Annotated in this window: 17 protein-coding genes and 2 pseudogenes; 10 read left to right on the top strand and 9 right to left on the bottom strand. The window is 56.8% G+C overall.

The features are described from left to right. Positions 1-146 precede the first annotated feature (146 nt). Positions 147-740: a suppressor of fused domain protein gene (locus AC0Z6F_RS01570; protein WP_485616384.1), complete on the bottom strand. Its 594-nt coding sequence runs from the start codon at positions 738-740 to the stop codon at positions 147-149. Positions 741-1,413: 673 nt separating this feature from the next. On the opposite strand from AC0Z6F_RS01570, the pseudogene AC0Z6F_RS01575 reads away from it, so the two are divergent. After that, positions 1,414-1,975 (top strand): annotated as a pseudogene (locus AC0Z6F_RS01575) (3'-5' exonuclease); the annotation flags it as partial. 151 nt (positions 1,976-2,126) lie between these two features. On the opposite strand, the gene AC0Z6F_RS01580 reads toward AC0Z6F_RS01575, so the two are convergent. Then, on the bottom strand, positions 2,127-3,104 hold the full coding sequence (locus AC0Z6F_RS01580; protein ID WP_485616382.1) for a hypothetical protein: 978 nt from the start codon (positions 3,102-3,104) through the stop codon (positions 2,127-2,129). 402 nt (positions 3,105-3,506) lie between these two features. On the opposite strand from AC0Z6F_RS01580, the gene AC0Z6F_RS01585 reads away from it, so the two are divergent. Then, positions 3,507-4,013, top strand: a complete 507-nt coding sequence (locus tag AC0Z6F_RS01585; protein WP_485616381.1) for a hypothetical protein — start codon at positions 3,507-3,509, stop codon at positions 4,011-4,013. Positions 4,014-4,053: 40 nt separating this feature from the next. On the opposite strand, the gene mobQ is transcribed toward AC0Z6F_RS01585, so the two are convergent. The 3 genes from mobQ to AC0Z6F_RS01600 all read right to left on the bottom strand — a co-directional run bounded on the left by mobQ (position 4,054) and on the right by AC0Z6F_RS01600 (position 7,731). Continuing rightward, positions 4,054-5,595, bottom strand: coding sequence for a MobQ family relaxase (gene mobQ, locus AC0Z6F_RS01590; protein ID WP_485616380.1), 1,542 nt, complete (start codon positions 5,593-5,595; stop codon positions 4,054-4,056). Between the two features lie 189 nt (positions 5,596-5,784). Beyond that, positions 5,785-6,432, bottom strand: coding sequence for a hypothetical protein (locus AC0Z6F_RS01595; protein WP_485616379.1), 648 nt, complete (start codon positions 6,430-6,432; stop codon positions 5,785-5,787). 573 nt (positions 6,433-7,005) lie between these two features. Beyond that, a complete protein-coding gene (locus AC0Z6F_RS01600) occupies positions 7,006-7,731 on the bottom strand; it encodes a hypothetical protein (protein WP_485616378.1) in 726 nt (241 codons plus the stop codon). A 676-nt stretch (positions 7,732-8,407) separates the two neighbouring features. Here AC0Z6F_RS01600 and AC0Z6F_RS01605 point away from each other — a divergent pair. Then, positions 8,408-9,799, top strand: a complete 1,392-nt coding sequence (locus tag AC0Z6F_RS01605) for a site-specific integrase (RefSeq protein WP_485616377.1) — start codon at positions 8,408-8,410, stop codon at positions 9,797-9,799. A gap of 48 nt (positions 9,800-9,847) precedes the next feature. Here the strand turns inward: AC0Z6F_RS01605 and AC0Z6F_RS01610 are convergent, their stop codons facing one another. From AC0Z6F_RS01610 to AC0Z6F_RS01620, 3 genes are all read right to left on the bottom strand, one after another. Next, entirely contained in the window at positions 9,848-11,701 is a 1,854-nt protein-coding gene (locus tag AC0Z6F_RS01610) for an ATP-dependent helicase (RefSeq protein ID WP_485616376.1), read from the bottom strand. Next, positions 11,698-13,551 carry an ATP-dependent nuclease gene (locus tag AC0Z6F_RS01615; RefSeq protein ID WP_485616375.1) on the bottom strand — a complete coding sequence of 618 codons (1,854 nt, stop codon included), beginning with the start codon at positions 13,549-13,551 and terminating at the stop codon, positions 11,698-11,700. Before AC0Z6F_RS01615 ends, AC0Z6F_RS01610 begins: the two co-directional genes overlap by 4 nt. 130 nt (positions 13,552-13,681) lie before the next feature. Further along, complete coding sequence (locus tag AC0Z6F_RS01620; protein ID WP_313281668.1) at positions 13,682-14,038, bottom strand: helix-turn-helix domain-containing protein; 357 nt, start codon at positions 14,036-14,038, stop codon at positions 13,682-13,684. A gap of 112 nt (positions 14,039-14,150) precedes the next feature. Here AC0Z6F_RS01620 and AC0Z6F_RS01625 point away from each other — a divergent pair, with 112 nt between their 5' ends. The 7 genes and pseudogenes from AC0Z6F_RS01625 to AC0Z6F_RS01655 all read left to right on the top strand — a co-directional run bounded on the left by AC0Z6F_RS01625 (position 14,151) and on the right by AC0Z6F_RS01655 (position 20,090). Continuing rightward, on the top strand, positions 14,151-14,900 hold the full coding sequence (locus tag AC0Z6F_RS01625; protein ID WP_485616374.1) for a hypothetical protein: 750 nt from the start codon (positions 14,151-14,153) through the stop codon (positions 14,898-14,900). A gap of 31 nt (positions 14,901-14,931) precedes the next feature. Further along, positions 14,932-15,252 carry a hypothetical protein gene (locus AC0Z6F_RS01630; RefSeq protein ID WP_485616373.1) on the top strand — a complete coding sequence of 107 codons (321 nt, stop codon included), beginning with the start codon at positions 14,932-14,934 and terminating at the stop codon, positions 15,250-15,252. A gap of 7 nt (positions 15,253-15,259) precedes the next feature. Further along, complete coding sequence (locus tag AC0Z6F_RS01635) at positions 15,260-15,721, top strand: hypothetical protein (RefSeq protein WP_485616372.1); 462 nt, start codon at positions 15,260-15,262, stop codon at positions 15,719-15,721. Beyond that, positions 15,712-15,987 (top strand): annotated as a pseudogene (locus tag AC0Z6F_RS01640) (hypothetical protein). The gene AC0Z6F_RS01635 and the pseudogene AC0Z6F_RS01640 overlap by 10 nt, the downstream one beginning before the upstream one ends. Positions 15,988-16,465: 478 nt before the next feature. Continuing rightward, complete coding sequence (locus AC0Z6F_RS01645) at positions 16,466-17,602, top strand: ABC-three component system protein (RefSeq protein WP_485616371.1); 1,137 nt, start codon at positions 16,466-16,468, stop codon at positions 17,600-17,602. Continuing rightward, positions 17,599-18,129, top strand: a complete 531-nt coding sequence (locus AC0Z6F_RS01650) for a three component ABC system middle component (protein ID WP_485616370.1) — start codon at positions 17,599-17,601, stop codon at positions 18,127-18,129. Before AC0Z6F_RS01645 ends, AC0Z6F_RS01650 begins: the two co-directional genes overlap by 4 nt. Further along, positions 18,126-20,090 carry a DUF3732 domain-containing protein gene (locus tag AC0Z6F_RS01655; protein WP_485616369.1) on the top strand — a complete coding sequence of 655 codons (1,965 nt, stop codon included), beginning with the start codon at positions 18,126-18,128 and terminating at the stop codon, positions 20,088-20,090. The genes AC0Z6F_RS01650 and AC0Z6F_RS01655 overlap by 4 nt, the downstream gene beginning before the upstream one ends. A 499-nt stretch (positions 20,091-20,589) precedes the next feature. Here the strand turns inward: AC0Z6F_RS01655 and AC0Z6F_RS01660 are convergent, their stop codons facing one another. After that, entirely contained in the window at positions 20,590-21,204 is a 615-nt protein-coding gene (locus AC0Z6F_RS01660) for a hypothetical protein (protein ID WP_485616368.1), read from the bottom strand. Positions 21,205-21,266 lie beyond the last annotated feature (62 nt).

Below are 21,266 nucleotides of genomic sequence, written 5' to 3' on the forward strand. Positions count from 1 at the left end.
TGGACCTCGTCAACTTTCGATGAATGACCCCATGGAACAGTGGCATCTCGCGACACTGCTGGCGTTGTTCCTGCACCGGATCGAGGTGACGGGTGGCATCATGCCGCCCCTTCTCGGCCGGCCGACTCGGCTAGGGCGTCAACGCCTCAATCCAGTGCTGCCTGCTGCCTCGACATGTCCAGTATGTTCACATTCTGGTCGACGAGCCGGGCTTCAAAGGCGTCGCTGCCGAATTTTTGGATAAACAAGCGCTCCTCCTCGTAGATCGAGATGCATTGAAGCCAGTTGACCTGCAGCGGCGGAATATCAAGCTGCGGAAAATGATCTTCATTCCAGAAGAATGGTACAGCCATATAAACGTGAGGCATCCTTGGATTTTGAATGTAATCACTAAATATGTTCTCCACAACGCACCCCGGAAGTACAGATCTCTTAGTCTTTATGATGTGGAGCGCGACTGACGCAACGGCATTCACCCAGTAGCCCTCAGAGGCGAGCGCTGCGGCACATAGCTCAACTCTCGTGAAGAGCTCATCACCAGAACCTGTAATCAACGCAACCTCGGACAAACCGATCGTTCCGATCGATACAATCTCCGGGTCGACGGGGTCCAGGCATGTCAGCATGTCGATTGACGCATCCCCTGCCTCATCCAGGTATTCCCGGACCTGTGGTTTGCCACCAAATATTTTCTGTTCGTGCTTAGCTACCAATCTGCATTGAACACTTGGGACAGACATTTCTCACTCCGAACATCAGTCGATTGTACTTTTCCGTTCTCCTAGCCTCACGACAACGCGCTAGTCCTGTAGAGGCTGGAGTTGGGGTCAGACCTTCCATGTAACGCCGCCTCGCACTCAATAGCGCAGAGGCGAGGTCAATACATAGCTCGACGGCATCGCACAGCTCTAGGTCGAGGTTGGCGCCCTTATGGACACGCATGAGGTGCGGCAGTCTAGGGGAGGGAGATGGCGAGTCAATGCAACTATGCGGAATTTGATGAAAGGTGGCGACGCAATTGACACCCCCGCTTCCATATTTCCCCCGCAAGGCCATACCGTTGGGCTGTGTTGGCTGTAACCAACTTTTGAACGTAAGAGTGCGCGAAGTACAGGGTTCCAGCGGACAAGGGGTCGATAGCGTCATACTTGCGCTGTGATAGCAGAGGGGCATCCTTGTGCGGCGCATCGGCCGCTTCCAACTACAGCGAAGGGATGCGCTGAAAGCGCCAACAGCAGGTGGCGCAGAGCACCGCACTGGTCGAGACGACGTCGTTTGGACTGAGGAGCGGCTTGGTGCGTCTAAGATCGAACTCGACCCAGACCCGGAACCGAACCATTAGCTGCCCGAACAGGGTGCCAAGCCAATGCCCGATGTGGACCTGATCGACTTGCTGCGGACCTTCATTGCCCATGCCCTCAGGCGCTCTGCGATGCATCCAGTCACTTCGTCAGCAGGAACCCCGCGCAGATCGTCAAGGAGGTTCGTTCCACTACACCGGCTATGGGCCGGTGCTGCAGGCGTTCCAGATGAATCGACGCGAGGAGCTGCAGGATGGCGTTCACCAGCACCTCGCCGGCTGCATCAGCAGTTGTTGCCCCGGGCGGTGCCACAAGGACGCAACGGGCGCGTGACGGTCTTTATCCTGGGGCGCTACCGCGCAGATCGCAGCGCGATGCCTTCGGATTGGAAGACAGCCTTCGGCAGCACGATGGACGTGGAGTTCCTCACGGTCCATCGGTCGAAGGGGCGCGAAGCGGACTACGTGATCCTGCCGGGCATGATCAACCGCAGCTTCCCGAGCCTGCGCTCGGATGATCCGGTGCTTTCGCTGGCGATGCCGGAGAGCCATACCTACCCGCTGAGCGAAGAACGGCGGTTGTTCTATGTCGCGCTGACGCGGGCGCGGCGGAGCGTGGCGATGTTCACCCTGCAGGGCAAGCACTCGCCGTTCCTGGATGAGCTGGTGCCCGATAAACCGGGCCAGCGTAAAGTAGAGACTTCGCCCCGCATGGCTCCTCGTGGATCAGGAGGAATCAGGTGATGAAGAAGTCCCGTTTTACCGAGGAGCAAATCGCCTACACTAAAAACTTCATGACCCCTCTTATTACCGCGAATTCGGAATATCAACCTTCACCCGGCTTGATTATTTCTAGAATTCTTGATGGAGCTTCTGAAGGTGACTCACCCTTCAAATAGCCCGTCTGGGAGTGAGTGAAGATCGAGCGAGTAGTCTCAAGTAGAACCGCATCTTTGACCGCAGGATTATCACTCGCCTGAACGAATGCCTGAAAGGTCTTTAGCGCATGCGCCTTGTGCCGGCTCACTGCGGCTTGATGCTTGTTTGCCTTGTAGTTCCCAGCGCACCACGCCGTAACGCCGATTAGCATTGCCAGTATCACCACCTTTGAAGTGGTGTATTGAACCAACGCAATGTTGTCCAAGTTATCTGGGCGGACGAAAAAGAAGATAAACGCCGCGATAAGTGTGATAACAGCCGCCCAGCTCGAACGCGTCAACCACATACCGGCGTCCATTTCTCTTGCGGCCGCATCGTTTGCGAAGTCTTGCGTGAACTCCCCAACACCAGCTTCGGCAGAAGCTTCTCGTGTCGCTTGAATTATTCGATCAAGTTCCGTGCGCTGGCCTGTTAGATAGCCATCAAATTCACCCTTAGCTTGCTGCGCCTGTGCTACCGACGTGGTTATCTGTCCAAGCTGCGCCGGGATATCGCCTTTCAAGTAGGCAAGGAAAGGTATCCATTGGTGAGCGGTAACGTAGAGGCTTTGCTGCATTGCCGCTATGTTGTTGACGATGTTATTCCGTGTGTCAGACGGGTTTCCATCTCCCAGAGAAAACGTATTGGTCCTTTCGATCCATATCCACACTTGATCCAAGGAATTGGCGATATCCGTCACTGCATTTTGCGGAAGGCGCGAGAGTGGCAAATCACGAAAGATTGACACAATCTCATAGATCGAGTCGATATCAGATGCAGCGGCACTAAAGTCGATGCTGCCCCATTCCGTCCGTTGAATCAGCAATTGCTTATCAATTTCACCAAAACGCGCAAGCTTTGCTTCCAACTGGGTCGTATCAGACATGAAGCCCCCTGCTTCGTCATTAGTTCCCTCAAGCTTAGCGAACAGCAACGGCCACCGCAGGCTCAATGCTGCCAATTGAGCATCTAACGCCTCCCAGTGTGGACCAGAGTCTCGTCACCACATTGGCAACAGAGTGAGAAAAAAAAACAAAATACCCTTGAATTTCAAGGACTTATGTAGCCATTTGGCGGAGAGAGTGGGATCGGATCACCTCCGACCCAACCCCTTCAAACCGTTGCAGAAAGCCTGCCGGGCAGGTTTCCTTTCAATGTTTCCCCAATCATAGCCGGAGGAAACCCTGCCGATCCACTTTTGGGCACGCACATAGATGGGCTCGGGGTGGCGTTGCACTCCGACCTCCGGATCGCTCAGGCGCCCCGGGAGGCCACTGGTTGGTCAAGCTTGCGCTGGAAAGCAGTCCAGCAAGACAAGACTAAAACCCAGCAACTCTCGACGCTTAAGGCAACGCATCCAAACGGCAAATGTGTGACGCGCTGCGTCATCATCCGCTTGCGCATTTCCATCTGGGTGCTTCGATGTGAAGAACCTTCACCAGATGAATTACAAATGCCAGCAAACGTCGAACTTCGTATCGCCAGCCAGGTTCTTCAAGCCTTGTTGCCTGAAAACAACACCCGCAACGCTGCTGAGCGTGAGTTGGATGTCCAACATGCGCTGGATGTCGCAAGATTACTGTTGCGTCGATTCGCCGAATCGCAGGGAGGCCAAGGAGGTCAGCCCCTCGCCCACTCTCCTACGAGAAGCACTGTATCGCAAGCGGCGAGCGTGGACCGCAGCCAAGTGCCGATAAGCTTCCCTTCACCCGATGCTTGGCGTGCGTCTCGCGGCCTTCCGCCAGCGAAACCACTGCCGGCTCGAAAACCATCGGTGGGCAACGGCCCCTATTAAAAAGATAGCCCCGCATTCGCGGGGCCTGTTCTTTGCAGGGTCAGTGGAACGTTGGCCCTCGGGGGACCGACGGGACGGAACCCAAGACGCTTGAGGCCACCTGCTTCGGCTCAGCGAGCGTAGGAGCGACAGCCTGTGAGGGATGGGGCAACGCTCCAAGCAATGCAGCCTTGGTAAGGATCTCAGCATCGATGGCATTCAGCTCTCCCTCCGATGCCCGCTCCTGAGCCGCCTTCAGCTCGGCTGTATGTTTCTCGAGAACCGAAAGTCGCCTCCCTCGGCGCAGGGTCCACTCCGACCTCGAGTATCTGGTCGACCCGGGCGGACAATCGGCGTTGAACCGTTCCCACTCCTGCTCGGCCATGTGACGCAGCCTGGTTGCACTCTTCACGTTAAGCAGCCTGCGAGCCCGGCTGATGATGAGGGACTTAAGGGCACGAACCTGGAGCGAAGCTCTGGCGACCCACTGCCGAAGCTGGCTGGTTTCTCCTTGAGAGGAAAGCTGCCGCTGAGCCCACCTCAAGGCATCGCGAATCTTTTCCATGGCCAAGTCTGCCCTGGCCCGGGAAATCTCTTCCACGTCGCGCAGTGCATCGATAATCTTTTCGGCAAGGCTGATCGGCGCCTGCTCCTGTGTATGCCCGTGAGACGAAAGGAGCAGGTTCTGCAGCCGGACCCCGGATACGCCCCGCATCTCCAGCCCCCCAGGTAGCCCTGCGGATTCCGCATTGAGCACGCGCCCACTTCGCTTTGCGGCCTCTTGGCCAAGCACTGGGGCGGGCTTTCCTTCCAGCCCGGCTTTGCGCACGAGGAAGTCATAGTGCTCCTGATTGTTTTCGGCGGTCTGGTCATTCGTGCTTGCCTTGTCGGTCGCCACACCCTTCCCAGCTAGGGCCGCAGCATGCTTGCCTAAGTGCTGAGTCGGTTCACGGGAGAGCGCGGCTGCCGCCAAGTCGTCGCCTCGTTCCATCGCAGACCGTGCCTGTTCGGCCAGACTTCGGTGGTCGATGGTGCTGGTATGGCCGGCCGCCTCCAAATGGGCATTTGTGGTCGCCGCGACCATCTCCCGAATCCACTGCACCTGCACTTTGCCAGACGGCCCCACGTCCAGCTCCCGGGTTTTGTCCCCAAAGCCCTCAGGTCCGAGGCGGCGCGTGGTGGCCAGGATATGGGCATGGTGGTTGAGCCCATCAGGCGTCCCAGGCAAATGGATGCTGGCCTGGACAGCGAACCCATAACGATCAACCAGCGCGTCGGCGATGACAAACGCCAAATGCGCCCGCTGTTCTTCCGACAACTCGTGAGGCAAGGAGACTTCAAATTCCCTCGCTACGGTCGAGTCCTTTCGTCGCTCGGCGGCTTCTGCGACCGCCCAGAGCTCGCGAGGGTCCAAGGCCCACGCGGGAGCGTCAGCCGGGGCGAGGCAGAAGCTCTCAACGACGCCACTACGGCGGCGGTAGTCATGCTGCTGCCCAGTGAGCAGGTCCATGAGCAGCAGCCCGCCCCGGTAGGCCGCAGCAGCGACGGCCGACTGCCCGCGGCCGCGGCTGAAGGTTTTGATTGATGTGTGGAAGATAGCCATAAAAACTCCTGAAAACAGGAGTCTTTATGGATCAGCTTTTGCTTTTGGCAAGCCTCGCAGAGGCTTGGGGTCCCAGGGGCGAAGCCCTTGGCGCACGCGTTCCGCAGGAACGCCTAAGTGCGCTCTTGCCTCGCGCCCCTAGCCGCACCCAAGCGATGCCGCACGGAGATAATCAATACAATCCGACCTTTACCTCACACCCTCCAATGTCGAGAAGTCCAATCCCTCGAAGAATGATGAAAAAGCAATCCGCTGGCGCTTAGAAAAATTCAGAACATCAGGCCAAAATGGATAGTCGAAAATGCCATAAATTATGACCTCTTCATTATACCGCTCCTCTGTATCCAAGCGACCAAGACCATACTTCTCCAACAGGTCACACTCGCGAATGAAATCACCAACTTCCATGCGATGCGCCTTCCGCACATCCTCGGCGAAGATCACAGAACTGCCGTTGTGGTACTTAGCCATCCCGTCTGCCCGCGCCATTCTTTCAATCACGCTTGCTAGGAAACTGCGAACCTCTAGTGGAACGACCTCAAAGCGAGACAAGTAGTCCCTCACATTGCCCAGGAGAACATCGTGATCTTCATCGTAAAGTTCTTTCGGCCCATACAATCCGTAGAGGTTTCTAGGAAGCGTAAGCGATTCTGTTGTAGTCCAATCCCTGATCCTGCCAAGAATTAACTTATCTGGCTGCGCAAATAGGCTCTCATGCCTTCTTTTCAATTCGCGCATCCTTTCGACGGGCCATACCGACTCGTCATTAGTCTCCACATGATGGTCGTAGCACATCAGCACCAGGTTGTCGGCTGCCCTCCTCTGTTCGTTGGTCATCGCCGGGTTAAATCGCTCCCCCTTTACACCTTCTATGTGACAAATCTGGCCCACATAGTTCCCGCGCTTATCGATCAAAGAGCGCCCGCAATCAGGAAAAGCACACTGATTTCCAGAATGTGCAAACAAAAACCTCACAGCATCAGAAGTAGGCGCCAGTCTTTTTGGAATTTCCATATAAAAATTACCCTAAATAATCAAACTAACTAAAACGGCTTGGTCAGCCGACTCAGGAACCATCTTCCACTAAACCTCCCACCCAATGATTGAAACCAGATTCATACTACAAGTCGTCCCGTGCCTGCTCAGGCGAGGGCAAGTTACTTGAGAGCAAACCAACTACAGCGCTCAGAATCGGCTCAATCACTTGGCGCGATCGGAACTCGGAATATCGTCATTTAAAAGGTATCTGCTCACGCCCTGCTAGGCGCAAACCTGTAGAGCAACACCACTCCGTTGCCACGGCCAAGGGTCCCCTGAAGTGACTGAGTGGATGCTCTGCCTCGGACTTGTCGGATCTGTTTTTCTCACAATTGAGGGGCACTGGCCGGCCGGAATCGGGTGGAGAACCGCTCAAAAGACGCTCGGCAGTCCCGCGCGGACGTGTTCAATTTTGGTTGCAAACACAACTTCCGGGTCATCCAGAACTGCCCAGACAATGCCGCAAATCTCTGCAAACTCTGGGCCCCATGGCCGCCCTTCTAATGCGCATTTCAGGAACTTTGTATCCCAAAGAGCGCAGCCACTCATGCCAGCTGCGTTCGGCAGCGGGGCCAGCGCGTTGTCACTAGACCGTGGCCCAGCAGCGGGGTAGTTGACCGCCACGTGACGGATTGGGTCGAAGTTAGACGCCCTGATCTGCACATCTGGAGCAATGGCCTGGGAAAGCACCGGCTTGCCTTTGGCATCCAACTGGCCGAAGCGGGAGAGGTTTAGCTTGGCGGACTGCCTTGGGTCATTTCTTTCTACGCGATAGCCGGGGAATCCATAAAAGAAGAGCAGCTCTTCTTCAATCGGCGCATAAATTTGCGCAATGCGAGACGTGATTTTGCCAGCCTCCGGAAGGAACCGCGCATCTGGAAAGATTGGTAGCGCTGCTGCATCGACGGGCCATTTCGCCAACTCTGGCCGCCCAAATGCCGCGTTGTAGGCGCCCCCACTCTTCGGAAGATGGGCAAGGCGGCCGCCGGCCGGGACTCCGCTGATGACATGCTCGGCGGTCAATACCCACGTATCGGACCCGGACGAAATATACGTTCCCGATCCCCACGCCGTTCCAAATCCGTCTTGCTCGCTCATGACCAGCGGGACCGCGAATCGTTCAACGTATCGCGTCATGTCGTCCGTCGCGCGCGCAGTGGCCTGCTCCCATTCCTGCTGACTTACCATCGTCCCTCTCCTCGTCCTTGATGCTCATTGTCTGGAAAACTTCGCGCTTGCGGCCAGCATTCATACACGGCTACCTGTCGCTCCCCACTGAGACCAGTGAGGGAAGACTGCAACACTGAAAGGCTAATCGGCACAAAAGCTGATTTCTTGAGGGAAAACTTTGCAGTCTCTTATTTGTTGCCGAGCGTCACGCGGCAGCCTTCGGCGCTGGGGGGCTCCTGTTTGTTCGTTCTTTGCCATTCCGTCTCTCCTCACCACCAAGTGGCGGGAGGCGGAGAATACTGACATAGACACTAACATCCCCGCCTCATCATTTATCTCGCATTCACTTAAAAAGCTTTAACTGTTAGCTTATGTCCGTTAAACAGTACCAAAATGACTCCTGAGTTTTCGGAGCCATCAACTCTTAACCCATTGTTTTTACTAATGAAGGCGATGAAAACCGGCCCGGTACAAATGTGACACTTCCTTGAGTTGGCCGTGGCCTCTCGCAACACTTACGGTGTTCAGATCGATCCCGATTTTGTATTGACCATTTTGGGACCTGTTCTATTGGTACTTCCATCGTTCCGATGGAAGCCAAGCAATGCCCTCCCCCGCTTTAGAACACCTCAACCAATACCTGCTCCACCCCATGGGCACGCTCCAACTCAGGGGCGTTCAGGTGGGCAATCTTCGCATTGAGGAATTGAACATCACCGGCCGACAGGCTGCCATCCACGCTCAAGAGATGCTGGACCGGGCCGACGACCGCCAACGTCGCAGCCGCCGAGCCAATGGCTGCACCCAATATCCTGCCGCGCTGCCTGTCGCATCCGCCCCTCGTCTTCTTTCAGTGGAGATTGCGGATTACATTAGGTCCCGCGATGACCGAGGCTTGGCGAAGGACACGACCGGCTCGACCTTCCGCACGCTCACCTTGCTCAAAATGGCGTGTGGGGACATCCCCGTCTCCCGCATTGACCATGCCCATATCTATCGCCTATGGGAGTTGCTGCGATGGGCTCCGCCATTGCTTCTCTCAGACCCGAAGTATCGCGACTACACCTATGAAGAGGCAGTCGCGCTGGGCAAGGAGCTGGCCGTTCCTCCGCTGGCACCCAAGACGCTTGAGAAGCATCGCCGCTTCCTTTCCACCTTTTTCAAAGGCCTGGTCGAGGCTACTGCGATCCCAGCCTCCCCCATGGCGCCCTTCAAGAAGTTCAAGGAAGACTTGGCCGAAGACGCAGACAAGGCAGAGCGCCTGTTCGACGAATCAGACCTGCAGCGAATCTTCGCACCGGAGACCTTTGTTCCCTGGGCAAAGAGCCATCCCCATCGATGGTGGATGCCCATGATCGGACTCTACACGGGAGCACGCATCAACGAAGTCGCGCAATTGAAGGTTGCGGACATCGTTCAGGAGGCGGGCATTTGGTGGCTTCGCATTCGAGTCACGATCGATCCAGACCTGGCGCATAAGAGCCGAGACAGAAGCCGACAACGCCTGAAAGGCAGGTCCGCCATCCGGGATGTGCCCATCGCACAGAAGCTCATCGACGCTGGCTTCCTGGACTTCGTGGAGGACATTCGGGAGTGCGGCCATCCCCGGCTTTTCCCTCACCTCTCGGCGGGCGTCAACCGCAAAACGGGCGACTCAAATGCTCGCTACAGCCAAGCGGCACTCAACCAGTTCAGCACCTACATGAAGCGTCTTGGCTTCAGAAAAGGCGTAGGGTTCCATGCATTCCGCCACACCATCGCCACAGAACTTCATCACCAGGACATCCCAGAAGAGGTCATCGCACTGATCACCGGGCACTCGCCCAACAAGCGTGTCGCCGTCTTGCACGAAGCCTACTTCCACAAAAAACCGGCGCTGGCTCAAAAGAAGAAGATTCGCACCATCAAGCGTTACCAGCCTAGCGTTGAACTGCCCAAGTATGAGCGAGGTCAGTTCGCAGCTCAGCTGTCCGACCCCAGCAAGTTCTACCCGTGACCCCAAAGCTCCACATGGTGCACGGCTATGGGCGCGCACCATGCTTCATTACTGAAGGCTTGCCAGGAACCGGGAGCGAGCTTGTCGCTTCTTGTCACCCCACGGCATCACTCTCGTTGCCGGGTAGCTCAAATACAAAAGCCGCTTAGAGCGAGTGACTGCGACAAAAGCATTTCGAAGCTCCTCAGCGGCTTCCCTCGGCTGTGATGCCCTCCAGTCGGGGAATGTTCCCTCCGCCATGCCCGCAAGAAAGACAACATCGAACTCCAAGCCCTTCGCCGAGTGAACTGTCAGCAACGCAACGCCTTCCCGCACCGATTTCTGCGTGGTGCCAAGCGCCTTGCTACTCAGAAAACTACTTAGCACCTTCGGTCCGCTACTTGTCCGCAAATACTGATCCCACTCCTGCCTGAAAACCGCCACATCCTCGTAAATAGCCTGTCTCCCACCTTCATCAAGTCCATCAGCGTATTGCTCCAGCCGCTTTAGCCCAGGCATGAGATCCAAGCGCACCGGATTTGCCGTGATGAGGGCAAGCGCCTCGACAACTGCACGTGCGCCAGAATTAGGGGATGCGTTAGCCATCGATCTAATTGTCTCGACGGCATCTCCCGGAGGCGAAGGAACACCCAGAGAGCCCCATCTCTTTGCGAGTGCGGCCGCATGCAGACGGTCTTTGGGGTTGGCTAGCACGCGCAACCCAAGCTGGAAATCTTCCACCAAATCCGATTCATTCTCATGGTTGGCGGACAATCGCTTGTAGTGCGCTATCCCCCGCTCCTTAAGCTCTGCTTCGATCGCCAACAGAGCAAATCGGGTGCGACCCAAGACCGCGCATTTGGAGGGGTCGACGCCACCTTCAACATCGCGATCACCTTGCTGAAACAGCCTCTCGAGCTCATCCGCAATGAGACGCGCCTCTGCTTGCTCGTCGTCACCGACAAGGACTGTAGCCCTCCCCTCGATGGGAAGCTGCATGGCGACCATGTAGTTTGGGTCGAGCTGTTGCGCGAGCCTCACCACAGCCCTCGAAGAGCGATAGTTAGCGGTCAGCTGCACTCTCTTCGCCTCGAAGTCGCGGCCAAAACGCTCCATGTATTCGGGACCAGACGTATTGAACCCGTAGATCGATTGACGCGGATCTCCCACCATCATCAAGTTCCGGAACCCGTCCGAACACAAGGCGCAAATCACGGCATACTGTGCCTCATTCATGTCTTGAGCCTCGTCGATGCATACGAACCTATAGAGCTTCCTGTAAAGCTCAGCCAGCTTCGTGTTCTCTACCAGCAACCTGTAAACCAGCAGAAGTAGATCGTCGAAGTCATATGCATTGCTGGCCCGCATGCCAGCCTCGTAGGCATCAAAAACTCTCTTGGCAAACTCATCATCAATCACAGCACAAGTGATTGGATGGGACTTCACATAAGAAATCCAGCCTAGCCACTGATCAACCTTCTTGCCTCGCTCTTTAGAGTCAGCAAGAGTATCGATCTCCGCCTGAAGAACAGGATCTTCATCAATGGCGCGAAGCAGGACGTCCCTTCTGTCCTTTGCCTGCTCGAAGATGTTAGGCGAGTCCTCTACCCCAACAAGCTTCCCGCGCTCCGTTAGCACTTCCAAGCAGAAGCCGTGGAGAGTGCCGATGAAGGCGCGATCTCGCTCTGACCCAAGGTCCTGCAAACGCTCCTTCATCTCGTCAGCGGCCTTATTGGTGAACGTGAGCGCCAGAATCCGGAAGTGTCCTTGGACATTGATTAGTAGATTCCTGATTCGCTCCGTTAGCACACGGGTCTTGCCCGACCCAGGGCCAGCCACTACCAACAGAGGACCGTCCACATGCTCAACGATTTCGAGCTGCTCAGCTGAGAGCCGCGCCTTGAAGTGATTGTTGCTGTTCATGCCGATGGCTCCGCCTTCTTCAGTCCGTGTGCAGCACTGACAACTTCAAAGATCTTCTTGATGGTCAATGGGAAACGGCGTCCAGGATCCTTATGTGCCGTAATGACGTGACCTAAGTGCTTTGAAACGCTGGTTTTGGCGCCGGACAAAGCATCGAATGCGGCACGGTCACGCCCGCCGGGCGAGATGTAGTCACGGGGCACCCCACCTCTTGCCTTTTGGCCGTGCTTATCCTTGATGTATTCATCCAGATAGCCCTTGACGCCACTCATCGCATCGAGAGCCAGCTCAATCTCACCGAGATAGCCCTCCGCCACTAGCTGGGACTCAAAGTTCTTCCCCGGAGGATGAACTACAACGTTCGGATGCTTGGACGAGTCGACCTCACCAGCCTTCTTTAGAGCGGCTTCCAACTCTTTGACTGGCTGAGGCTCTCCATCAGCAAACACATACCAAGGGATGCCTAGCGCCTTGGCAAGCCAGATGAAGGGGAAGTAGTCGGTGCCATTTGTGCGAACGAAGCAGAATCCGAGTTCATGAATTGAAGTCCCCCAGTATTCTTGCGCCCAAATGGGTAGCGCCTGCTCTTCGGTTTGCCCTTCAAAAAGGACCACCGCCCGAGAGAACAAGATATCTCCGCGCGTATCAATCACGGTCTCCTGCAGCTTCCGGACGTCATTCGCATCCTTCAACGCAGCAACATCAATTTTAGTGACCACCGTGTCGCCACCCTTCTTGATGAATAGCCGGAGCTCTCCGAGCTGAGCCTGGCCTGCAAGATACGGAGAGTGCGTGCTTACGATCCGTTGTCCGGGGATCTGCTTGATGTGACCAAACAGAGATCTTTGCGCCTGTGGGTGGAGGTGCGACTCTGGCTCCTCCAGCCCCAGAATTGAGTGAACGCGATCTCCGCCGCTAGTGGCTTTTTTGTGCCGCCAGGATGCATACGCTCGGAAGACAAGTAGAGAGGCAAGACTCCGCGTGCCCATGCCGTGTCGCGACAAGGGGAACGACTGGGCGCCATTGGTCCCAAATGAAACATCCACACCCTTCGAAAGGTCACGGAGCTTCCGGGCGACGGGCGCAATCTCAACGCTGCCGCTGTCCGCTGAGACAACACTCTGAAGGCCAGAGAGATTGGCCTTGAGGTGCTTCAGAATCTCGCTCTTGTTGACAATTTCCTGATTGATCCCAGAAAGAGTTGCCTCCATCGCTGCGATATCGGTCGCACTCAAACCAAGGTCTTCGGTCAACCGCCGCCAGAAGGAACCTTGCCTTCTTAGATCGTCGTCCAGGTCACGCTTAGCATCCACGTAATGAAGTGCGAGAGGCTCCATCTGTGCCGCAGTGACCGGCCTTTCATGCACGGGGGTGGGAAGCCAGTCTGAGAACGCGCGCCACTCCTTTAGGAATCGCCGCTCGATGACATATTCGCCCCTCACATCGCTCCACTTTAGCGTCGTGCGGATTGGAGTGAACTCGTTGAATTCTTCATCGGTAGCAATTCCGCCAGTGCCCCAAAGGGCAGTCCAGAAGCTTCCTGCCGGATACTGGTCAAGCAGCTTGCCCTCATCGTCCACTGGTTTGAGTAGAACATCGATGACGATCTCCCTATCCTTAGGAGCGGTGGCTTCGTGTGGCTCTAGTCGCACATCATCAACGCTTAGTGTTTTGCGCCCCGCACCGACAGCGGCGAACATTGCGTCTAGAAAACTGGTCTTTCCGGCGTTGTTTGCGCCAATGAGGACTGTCAGGTCCTCGAGCTCGACTTCAATATTCGCCAGTGAACGGAAGTTGTTCACTCTTACAACGGTGGCTGCTATTCCGCTGTCTTTGCCGTAGATGGTCATCGGGTTCTTGAACGTGAGTTAGAAGGGACCAACTGCCACGCAGCAGAACATGTGCGCTTGGCAGCCATGGCTATGGCCGTTTAACTGGCGACGAGATAAACAAGGTCGACAAAGGATGTTCTTAGGGAGCTCAGTCCCATTGAGTCATTCCTTCCTTCTTCTTCGGGCTGAGTTCCCGTATTCGCTCTAGCGCCGCCCTCTGCTTTGTCGCCGGCAGCTGAGAAACCACAAGGATGATCTCAGCCAAAACGTCTGACGTGGCATGGAAATAAGCCACGGGCAGACCGAGGGCTTCCGCTAGCGCCTCCGCGGTAGCCGGATCCGGATCATGTGTTCCGGTCTCGTAGCGACTCACCCTCGTCGCTCCTGAGACGGAGTCGACCATCCCGATGCGCTCAGCAAGCTGGGCTTGCGTCCATCCCTTCGCGACCCGCGCACTGCGCAGGCGCTTGCCATAGACCGTCGCGGGCGTCTTGGGTTGCGGCATCCGGGATCTTGCACCACAGCTGAACTCCCTCCGAGTCTGACGGTTGGAACCGGATTGCACATCTGCGATTATCGTAAATGCCACCACGCCGGTGGTCTACAGGGGCTTACCCATGCAGCACGCACGACAGGGAGCCGTCGCGCTCCTCGCACTGGCCATCGCCAGCTTCTCCGCCTTGGCCCAACCACCCGCTGACACGAAGCCCGGCTTCTTCCGACAGTTGGGAAAGAGTCTGAAAGACGCCGGCCAGCAAGCACTGGGGGCTAAGCCGGCAGCCGGCTCTGCGTCGGCCACTGGTCCGCTCTACACCCCGATCAGTGGTGCTGGCCGCATCAACGGGCTGTTCAAGAACGAGAACCACCAGGCCGCCCAGCAGGGCCGGCTGGACTGGCCGCGGATTGCACTGACCTACAAAGAATGGGGCGCTTCCCTGCCCTGCTGGACCGTGGAAGCCCAGATCTGGACCAGCGCCACCGCCTCCACCACCGAGACCTTCCAAGCGTGCGCGGACGCCCCGTTGACCATTACCGACGACCTCGGGGAGCAAGCGGAGCTCAACAGCAACGCCCGAGCCAAGGCCACCACCGACCTGATGGTGGGCCTGAGGGTTCGCCCCGGGAAGCCGAACTCGGGCGACGATCGGACCACCGGGCCCACCCCACCCCGCGAGCCCTTCAACGTGCGCATGACCCGCGAGGGGGTCGCTTGGCAGGCCCGGAAGGTGGCGTTGAGCGCTGCTTGGGTCTCCGGTTTCCTGCGGGCAGACGACCTGTATCCCGGCCCCTCGGGAATGCTCACGCCCTTCCGCGACACCCGCATGTGGATCGCCGGCTTCGATCCGTCCGGCAACCGCGACAAGTAAGTCCCCAATCCTCAACCAGGAAGAGACACTCATGAACACGATCAGGAACATCGCTTTCAGCCTGACCGCTGCTTTGGCGCTGACGGCCTGCGGCAGCAAACCCTCCAACGAGCAGGCCAAGAAGGCCATCACCGCCGAGTTTGAACGGGTGCTGGGAAGCCAAGTCTGGGTGAAGGAATACCGAGACTTCAGCCTGAGCGGCTGCAAGAAATCGGAAAAAGCCGACGGGGTGATCTGCGACGTGGGCGGCTCGGTCGTCCTCGACATTGGCGGCGTCGCCCAGGCTCGGCCGTTCGTTCAGCCGGTGCGCTTCTCAAAGGCGTCTGGCGAATGGACCGCCCACAAGCTTTGAGGCCGCCATGACTACGCGTTCTTACGCTCATGTCGGTTGCGCGACGGTCCTGCTGGGAGGCGCCGGCCTGCTCTTTGTAGCCGGCGGCCTTGAGGCCCTGCAGCAGGGCGCCCCGCTGGGCTGGCTCGCCATTGGCGGAGGCTTGGCCACCTGGGCCTTGTTGGGGTTTCTCTGCTGGATCAACGCCCGGGCCTACCGACGCCAGGAAGAAACCGAGCGGCAATCGTACGCCCCTCCCTCGCCCAAGCGGGGTGGGTTCTGGACGGGCTTCTTCGTGACCTGGACGATCGTGGTGGCTGCCCATCTGGCCTCTTTTCTGGGCATGGGCTCCGCTGACCTGCTGCCACATCCTGAGCAAGCCCGGGCGATCTTCAGCCTGCTCGTCCTGGGGCTTGTGCCGGCGCACGTGGTGGTGCCTGTCTTGGGCGGGGCCGTCTATGGCCTGGTCCGGTCAACGGCATTGAGGTAGACCCTCGTCAACCTGCGCCAGCCCTTCCCCTGCTTCAGCCCTTCCCAGGACCTTTCGGATTCGCCGTCGGGCCGCTCATGGCCCGACGCGCAAGCCGGAAGGCGGCTCGGCTCTATCCGGCCGAGGCCCCTGTGGCTCAGGCGCTAGACAAAGGGTTTGCGTGGTAGCAGTGGCGGGCCCTGACGGTGCTCATCCTAATAGGCGCTGTCGGAACCTTCGCTGTCCTGAGCGGGCTGCTCATCATTCTGCTGGTGCTTTGCGCATAACTGACCCAAGCGCAAGCATCGCTGCCGAAGCAAAGAAAGTCCCAAAGCTGGGGGCTTCTAGCTGGCGCAGCCAAGACCGTAAGGGCGAGGTAGCCCACCCTCCACGATTACTGACGCACTCCTGCTGGACACAGCCACGTCCCTCGCCCCTTCGCAACCATACAGTTAAGAAGGGCCTGGCTCGGAATCCTCAGACTCAGCAGTCTCGACATCCTGAGATGGGAAAACGCCATTAGTGCCTGCGAGGGTCAGCCCCTCTATCGGCCGACTAACAAGTATGCTGCCCTCCCAGGGAGTGGAACATGACTCACATTCATGCCACGATGGTGGCCCACGCCGGACGACGCAGGTCGTTGGAACCGGCGAGACGCGATCAACATCCAAAGGATTGGGGATTCCGATGACGGGGTCGACTGCAGGGACTAGCACTGCGTTTGGCGCTGGCGACTCAGCGCTGGGATACCTCTATCAAATTCGCATGGCGCTCCTGACTGCCTTGCGCCGTATAAGTCCATCGGACGACGATGATTTCTCAGTCTTTCTAGAGACCCTAGACGACGTTGTCTTTGAAAAAACCGGGACCGCCCTAGAGCTTTTTCAGCTCAAGCACCACTCCAACGCACAAGCCAACCTCACCGATGCCTCTCCGGACATCTGGAAGTCGCTTCGCGTATGGATCGAAGGCCGGAAGTCTGGCGCGGTCGCGTCAACTGATCGATTGGTGCTCATTACCACGCAAATGGTGGGCAAGGACTCGATAGCAAGCAAGCTGCTAGCAAAAGATCGCGATGAGGATGCTGCGCTCACAGCCATGCAAAGAATTGCGCAGACGTCGGCGAATGCTGGTAACGAAGCCGCCTACACTGCGTTTCGAGCGTTGACCGCACATGAGCAAAAAGCTCTGGTGGCTTCCATCGTGATCGCCCCCAATCAACCCAACATTGAACAGGTGGGCGAGGACATTCGGCACGAGGTGCGCTTCACCGTTAGGCGGGATCATGTTGAGTCCTTCGTCAGTCGCTTGGAAGGGTGGTGGTTTACCCAGTGCTTGAAGCACTTGGTTGGAAAATCCCAAGAACCCTTGCGCTGCTCGTCCCTGCAGGCACAGATGGACGACGTTCGCCACCAACTTGTTAGCGCCCTCCCCGTCGATGACGACATATTCGAACATGAGGTAGAGATTTCCACCTACGAAAGTGCACTGTTCGTGCACCAAGCGAGGCTTGCCGGTGTCCACCACTCTCGGGTTCTCGCTGCAGTTAGGGACTACTATCGCGCTTTTGAGCAACGGTCTCGCTGGGTGCGAGAGAGCCTATTGATGGTGGGTGACTTGGAGAAATACGAGCGCACGCTACATGAGGAGTGGGAGATTGCTTTCGCGCAAGCAATGGACGACCTTGGCCCTGGAGCGGCGGAGGAAGCACAGCGCGGGATGGCGCGCGCCGTCTTTAAGTGGGTGGAGTCTGCTTGTGTTCCTATACGCAAAAATGTAGACCATCCCAGCATCTGCCGCGGGTCGTTGCACATGATGGCCAATGAGTTGCGCGTCGGCTGGCACCCGGAGTTCGAGGCTAGGCTCCGACATTTGCTAGCAATTCCAGGGGTTGCAGCATGACCATGCACCGCGAATCGGGACTATTGGAGCCGCTATGGCGCCGTCAGCCGCCGGAACAGATCCGCCTGCTCAACCCAGCCTTCCTAGGCACCTTGATCTACAGTGCCGCGAAAGGATACGAAGAGGAGAGCGATGGCAGTGGTCTCCCATACGCATTGGCATTTGTTGCTCTGCCGGTCGTTTTGCAAAAAGTGACCCGCGAGAACCTTCCACGGTCAATCAGCACTAGCTTGGCGGCGTGGCTGAGCGTCCATCCATCTGCGTTGGTTGGATTTTCTGACCGCGCCAAGTCAATCGCTCCCCTTGTCCGGCAGTCAGTCGCAGTTGCTGCCTCGAGTGGAATGATTTCTCTTGACGGGCATCGGCTGGTCCCAGAGTTAAACGTGCGCAAGATCAACAAATATGGTCGCGAGGTCGCCACACCCGAGGTGGCTGACTGCATCAAGAAGGCCCATTTTTCTGGCCGCTGGTTCGCAGCAGCCGGCGACTACTCCACCGTTATGGCCCTGTGGGGCGTGCGACCATGAGCATCCAGATCCTAGACATCGTCATCTACCATCAGGGCCGCCCTCCCCGGACGATTTCGCTGAGGCCCGGTCAGGTGAACATCATCACCGGCGAGTCCGGCACGGGAAAGTCGTCGCTTATCGCTATCGTCGACTATTGCCTGGGCAGCGGGACCTGCGAAATTCCCCACGGCATCATGGCAAAGACCATCCACTGGTATGGACTTCGGCTGACAGATGGTACGGAAGAACATTTTGTTGCACGCCGCGCCCCCGACAAGGGGAAGGCGACCACCACGGACGCCTTCTACATTACCGGCAGCGCACTCGGAGTTCTCGACTATGACGATCTGTCGGTTACAACGAATATAGACGCTGTCATGGCGCGCATCGAACTAGCAACGGGAATCGGGGCTCATCGACATGTGCCGCCAGAGGGTCAAACAAGGGTGCCGCTATCGGCCAGCATCCGGCACGCTCTGGCGTATGTTTTCCAGAAACAAACGGAGATTTCCCAGCCCGGATTTCTGCTCCATGGACAAGGTGATCACTTCGTCGCTCAGGGAATTAAGGACACGTTCTCTTACTTCATTGGCGCGATGGAGCACGACCATGTGGAGCTTTCGGCAAGGCTTCGCGCCCTGCGGCGTGAGCTTCGACTGAAAGAATCCGAGCTTTCTCGATCGTTGTCACTGACCAGCGAGGTTCGAGTCGACGGGCTGGTGGCCGAAGCCAAGTCAGCGGGACTTATTGCCCCGGACTTCTCAGGACAAAGCTACCAGGAGATGCTGGAATCTTTGCGCGGCGCGTCGACAGCACCGTTCGAGGACCAACTTGCCCTATCGGACACTGAGGTCGACCAGTTGGCACTAAGCCAGCTCACCGCTACGAGATCCGAGCTTCGTGCCAGGCTCCATCTGGTTAACGACGAGTTGCAGTCTATGTCGGGCTTGCGCATGGATGGAAGCAATTTCGCTAGGGAATCGGCAGAGCAATTGTCCCGATTGGAGAGCATCGGCCTAGTTGATGAGGATGAGCACACCTGTCCACTTTGCGCTCGTTCCCTGACGGAGGTTGTCCCATCCGCCAGGGACCTGCGCGCAGAACTTGTGTCGGTGAGAACGCAGCTCCAGAACGTCCGTCGACACACGCCAGGGCTGGACACCTTGATTGCCGAAAAGACCAACGAACTAGAGGGCATCAAGGAGTCGTTGAAGAGCAACTGGACTGCGCTTGAAGCATTGCGCGCATCTGATTCTCGACTTCAGTCGATGAGGGAGATCACCTCCCGTCGTGCCCATGTTCTGGGCAGAATCAGCCTCACCCTGGAATCGCTCCCAACCGCTAAGGACAACGAACAGCTCCGCCATGCAATCGAGGTCCTCACCGGCCAGATTAGTGAACTGGAGCTGCAACTTAGCGACGAAAATGTTCGCGATCGCATCGCTTCGGCAATGAACAGGGTGGCAACGCTGATGACCCGCTGGGCCACGTTCTTGGAGTTGGAGCACGCGGGCATCCCCTTCCGGCTTGACGCGAAAAAGCTCATTGTCGTCGCCGACACTGAAGATGGCGCTGTGCCGATGAGCCGGATGGGAAGCGGTGAAACGTGGCTCGGATGCCACCTTATCGCCTTCCTCGCCTTACATGACTTCTTCACACGGAGCGAGAGGCCTGTCCCTCGATTCCTCATTCTGGACCAGCCGTCGCAGGTTTACTTCCCGGCAGAGCAGGGTCGCGATGTCAACCAGGTCGGCGAAGAAGACGAAGACCGCCTAGCAGTTATTCGGATTTTCCGGCTCATCGTAAACGTGGTGCAGGACCTAGCTCCACGCATGCAGGTGATCATTACGGAACACGCCGATATTCAGGAGCCTTGGTATCAAGAGCTAGTTGTAGAGCGCTGGCGAAACGGAAAAGCGTTGGTGCCGATGGACTGGGATGACGATTCCATAATTGACTCGTCCGATCCTTCAAAGTGAGCTGACTTTGCGCCGAATTACCAGCTAGCGTGGACATGCTGCGCTGCTGGTCGCTAAATGGGGGACTGCCGAATGAACAGTGGCCCCCTTCCTCCTCCGACCTGTATTCAAAAGCCGGCCTGGGCGCTCATGGTCCCCGAGGAAAACCTTTCGGGCGGCACTTGGAAGCATGCTTTTTCTGAGAAACTTGGCATTCGCATTTTTTATTCAGGCCATTAAACCACCCGACTCGCGACCGGATAGTGGTTACGATTTCCCCGGACGAGGAAAAAATGTCAAGGCCGAGGCACCACAGTAGCGTGAAAGTAGCAACGCGCAACGCCTGCCCGGGCTATTGACAACAGACGAATGCGCCCTAGGCTGCATCCGACCCGACCGGACGGATGAAACATGGCTAATCGCATTTTTTACAGGACTTCACTTTATACAAGCGCGGTAGGTACGGCACTGCTTTTTCTATGGCTAGGACTGATACATACGCCGGAGAAGCCAAATCCAATTACGCAACCAACGACGGAAAAATCTCAGAAAAAGCCATAATTAGAGTCCCTATGATCAGAAGAATAGTTCCGGAAAATGCACTCTTCGATGACTCTATGAACATACTGGCCAAGTTCTTTTGAGAGATCACCCCTATGCTCTGCCTCCCACTACTCGTCCGCCTAACGAATTTGGCATAGCGATTTTTCAATGACTGGATCGCAACCACATTCATCCCAGTCTTTGCGACTGTTTTCTCCACATCACCGAGAACTTGCAAAACCAAGCGATACTGATCTACATGACGCACAAAAATTGTTCTGGATCGCCTCTCTTGCTCAAGGACGCTGACAAGGTATTTCTGCTTGGAAATTCCCAAGTAAACACCGGCACAAATCTGCACACCACCCACCACCACAAACATGTATTTCATAAAAATAATGGCTACCCGCGTATCGCCCCATAAAGCGAAGGCGACCAAAATCAGGAAAGCGACGAAAACAAAAAGCGAGGACCACTTTACGATGATGCGAAAAATAGAATCGACGTATTCAACACTCGCTCCTTCAACTTCGCCACCCATCTCTTCATAGTCAGTGGGAATGTCCAACAGATCTTTACGCGCCCTTTTCATCGTTAACTTCCTTTTAATATTTTCGGCGAATTATGCGCAAGACCTTAAGCAATCAAGCGAAA

The sequence above is a fragment of the Stenotrophomonas sp. 1L-E-5-B-C3 genome (assembly GCF_057292075.1).

Coding starts and splice junctions, on each gene's coding strand:
- AC0Z6F_RS01570 (WP_485616384.1), bottom strand. CDS start 740: ATGTCTGTCCCAAGTGTTCAATGCAGATTGGTAGCTAAGCACGAACAG.
- AC0Z6F_RS01580 (WP_485616382.1), bottom strand. CDS start 3,104: ATGTCTGATACGACCCAGTTGGAAGCAAAGCTTGCGCGTTTTGGTGAA.
- mobQ (WP_485616380.1), bottom strand. CDS start 5,595: ATGGCTATCTTCCACACATCAATCAAAACCTTCAGCCGCGGCCGCGGG.
- AC0Z6F_RS01595 (WP_485616379.1), bottom strand. CDS start 6,432: ATGACCAACGAACAGAGGAGGGCAGCCGACAACCTGGTGCTGATGTGC.
- AC0Z6F_RS01600 (WP_485616378.1), bottom strand. CDS start 7,731: ATGAGCGAGCAAGACGGATTTGGAACGGCGTGGGGATCGGGAACGTAT.
- AC0Z6F_RS01605 (WP_485616377.1), top strand. CDS start 8,408: ATGCCCTCCCCCGCTTTAGAACACCTCAACCAATACCTGCTCCACCCC.
- AC0Z6F_RS01610 (WP_485616376.1), bottom strand. CDS start 11,701: ATGAACAGCAACAATCACTTCAAGGCGCGGCTCTCAGCTGAGCAGCTC.
- AC0Z6F_RS01615 (WP_485616375.1), bottom strand. CDS start 13,551: ATGACCATCTACGGCAAAGACAGCGGAATAGCAGCCACCGTTGTAAGA.
- AC0Z6F_RS01620 (WP_313281668.1), bottom strand. CDS start 14,038: ATGCCGCAACCCAAGACGCCCGCGACGGTCTATGGCAAGCGCCTGCGC.
- AC0Z6F_RS01625 (WP_485616374.1), top strand. CDS start 14,151: ATGCAGCACGCACGACAGGGAGCCGTCGCGCTCCTCGCACTGGCCATC.
- AC0Z6F_RS01630 (WP_485616373.1), top strand. CDS start 14,932: ATGAACACGATCAGGAACATCGCTTTCAGCCTGACCGCTGCTTTGGCG.
- AC0Z6F_RS01635 (WP_485616372.1), top strand. CDS start 15,260: ATGACTACGCGTTCTTACGCTCATGTCGGTTGCGCGACGGTCCTGCTG.
- AC0Z6F_RS01645 (WP_485616371.1), top strand. CDS start 16,466: ATGGCGCTCCTGACTGCCTTGCGCCGTATAAGTCCATCGGACGACGAT.
- AC0Z6F_RS01650 (WP_485616370.1), top strand. CDS start 17,599: ATGACCATGCACCGCGAATCGGGACTATTGGAGCCGCTATGGCGCCGT.
- AC0Z6F_RS01655 (WP_485616369.1), top strand. CDS start 18,126: ATGAGCATCCAGATCCTAGACATCGTCATCTACCATCAGGGCCGCCCT.
- AC0Z6F_RS01660 (WP_485616368.1), bottom strand. CDS start 21,204: ATGAAAAGGGCGCGTAAAGATCTGTTGGACATTCCCACTGACTATGAA.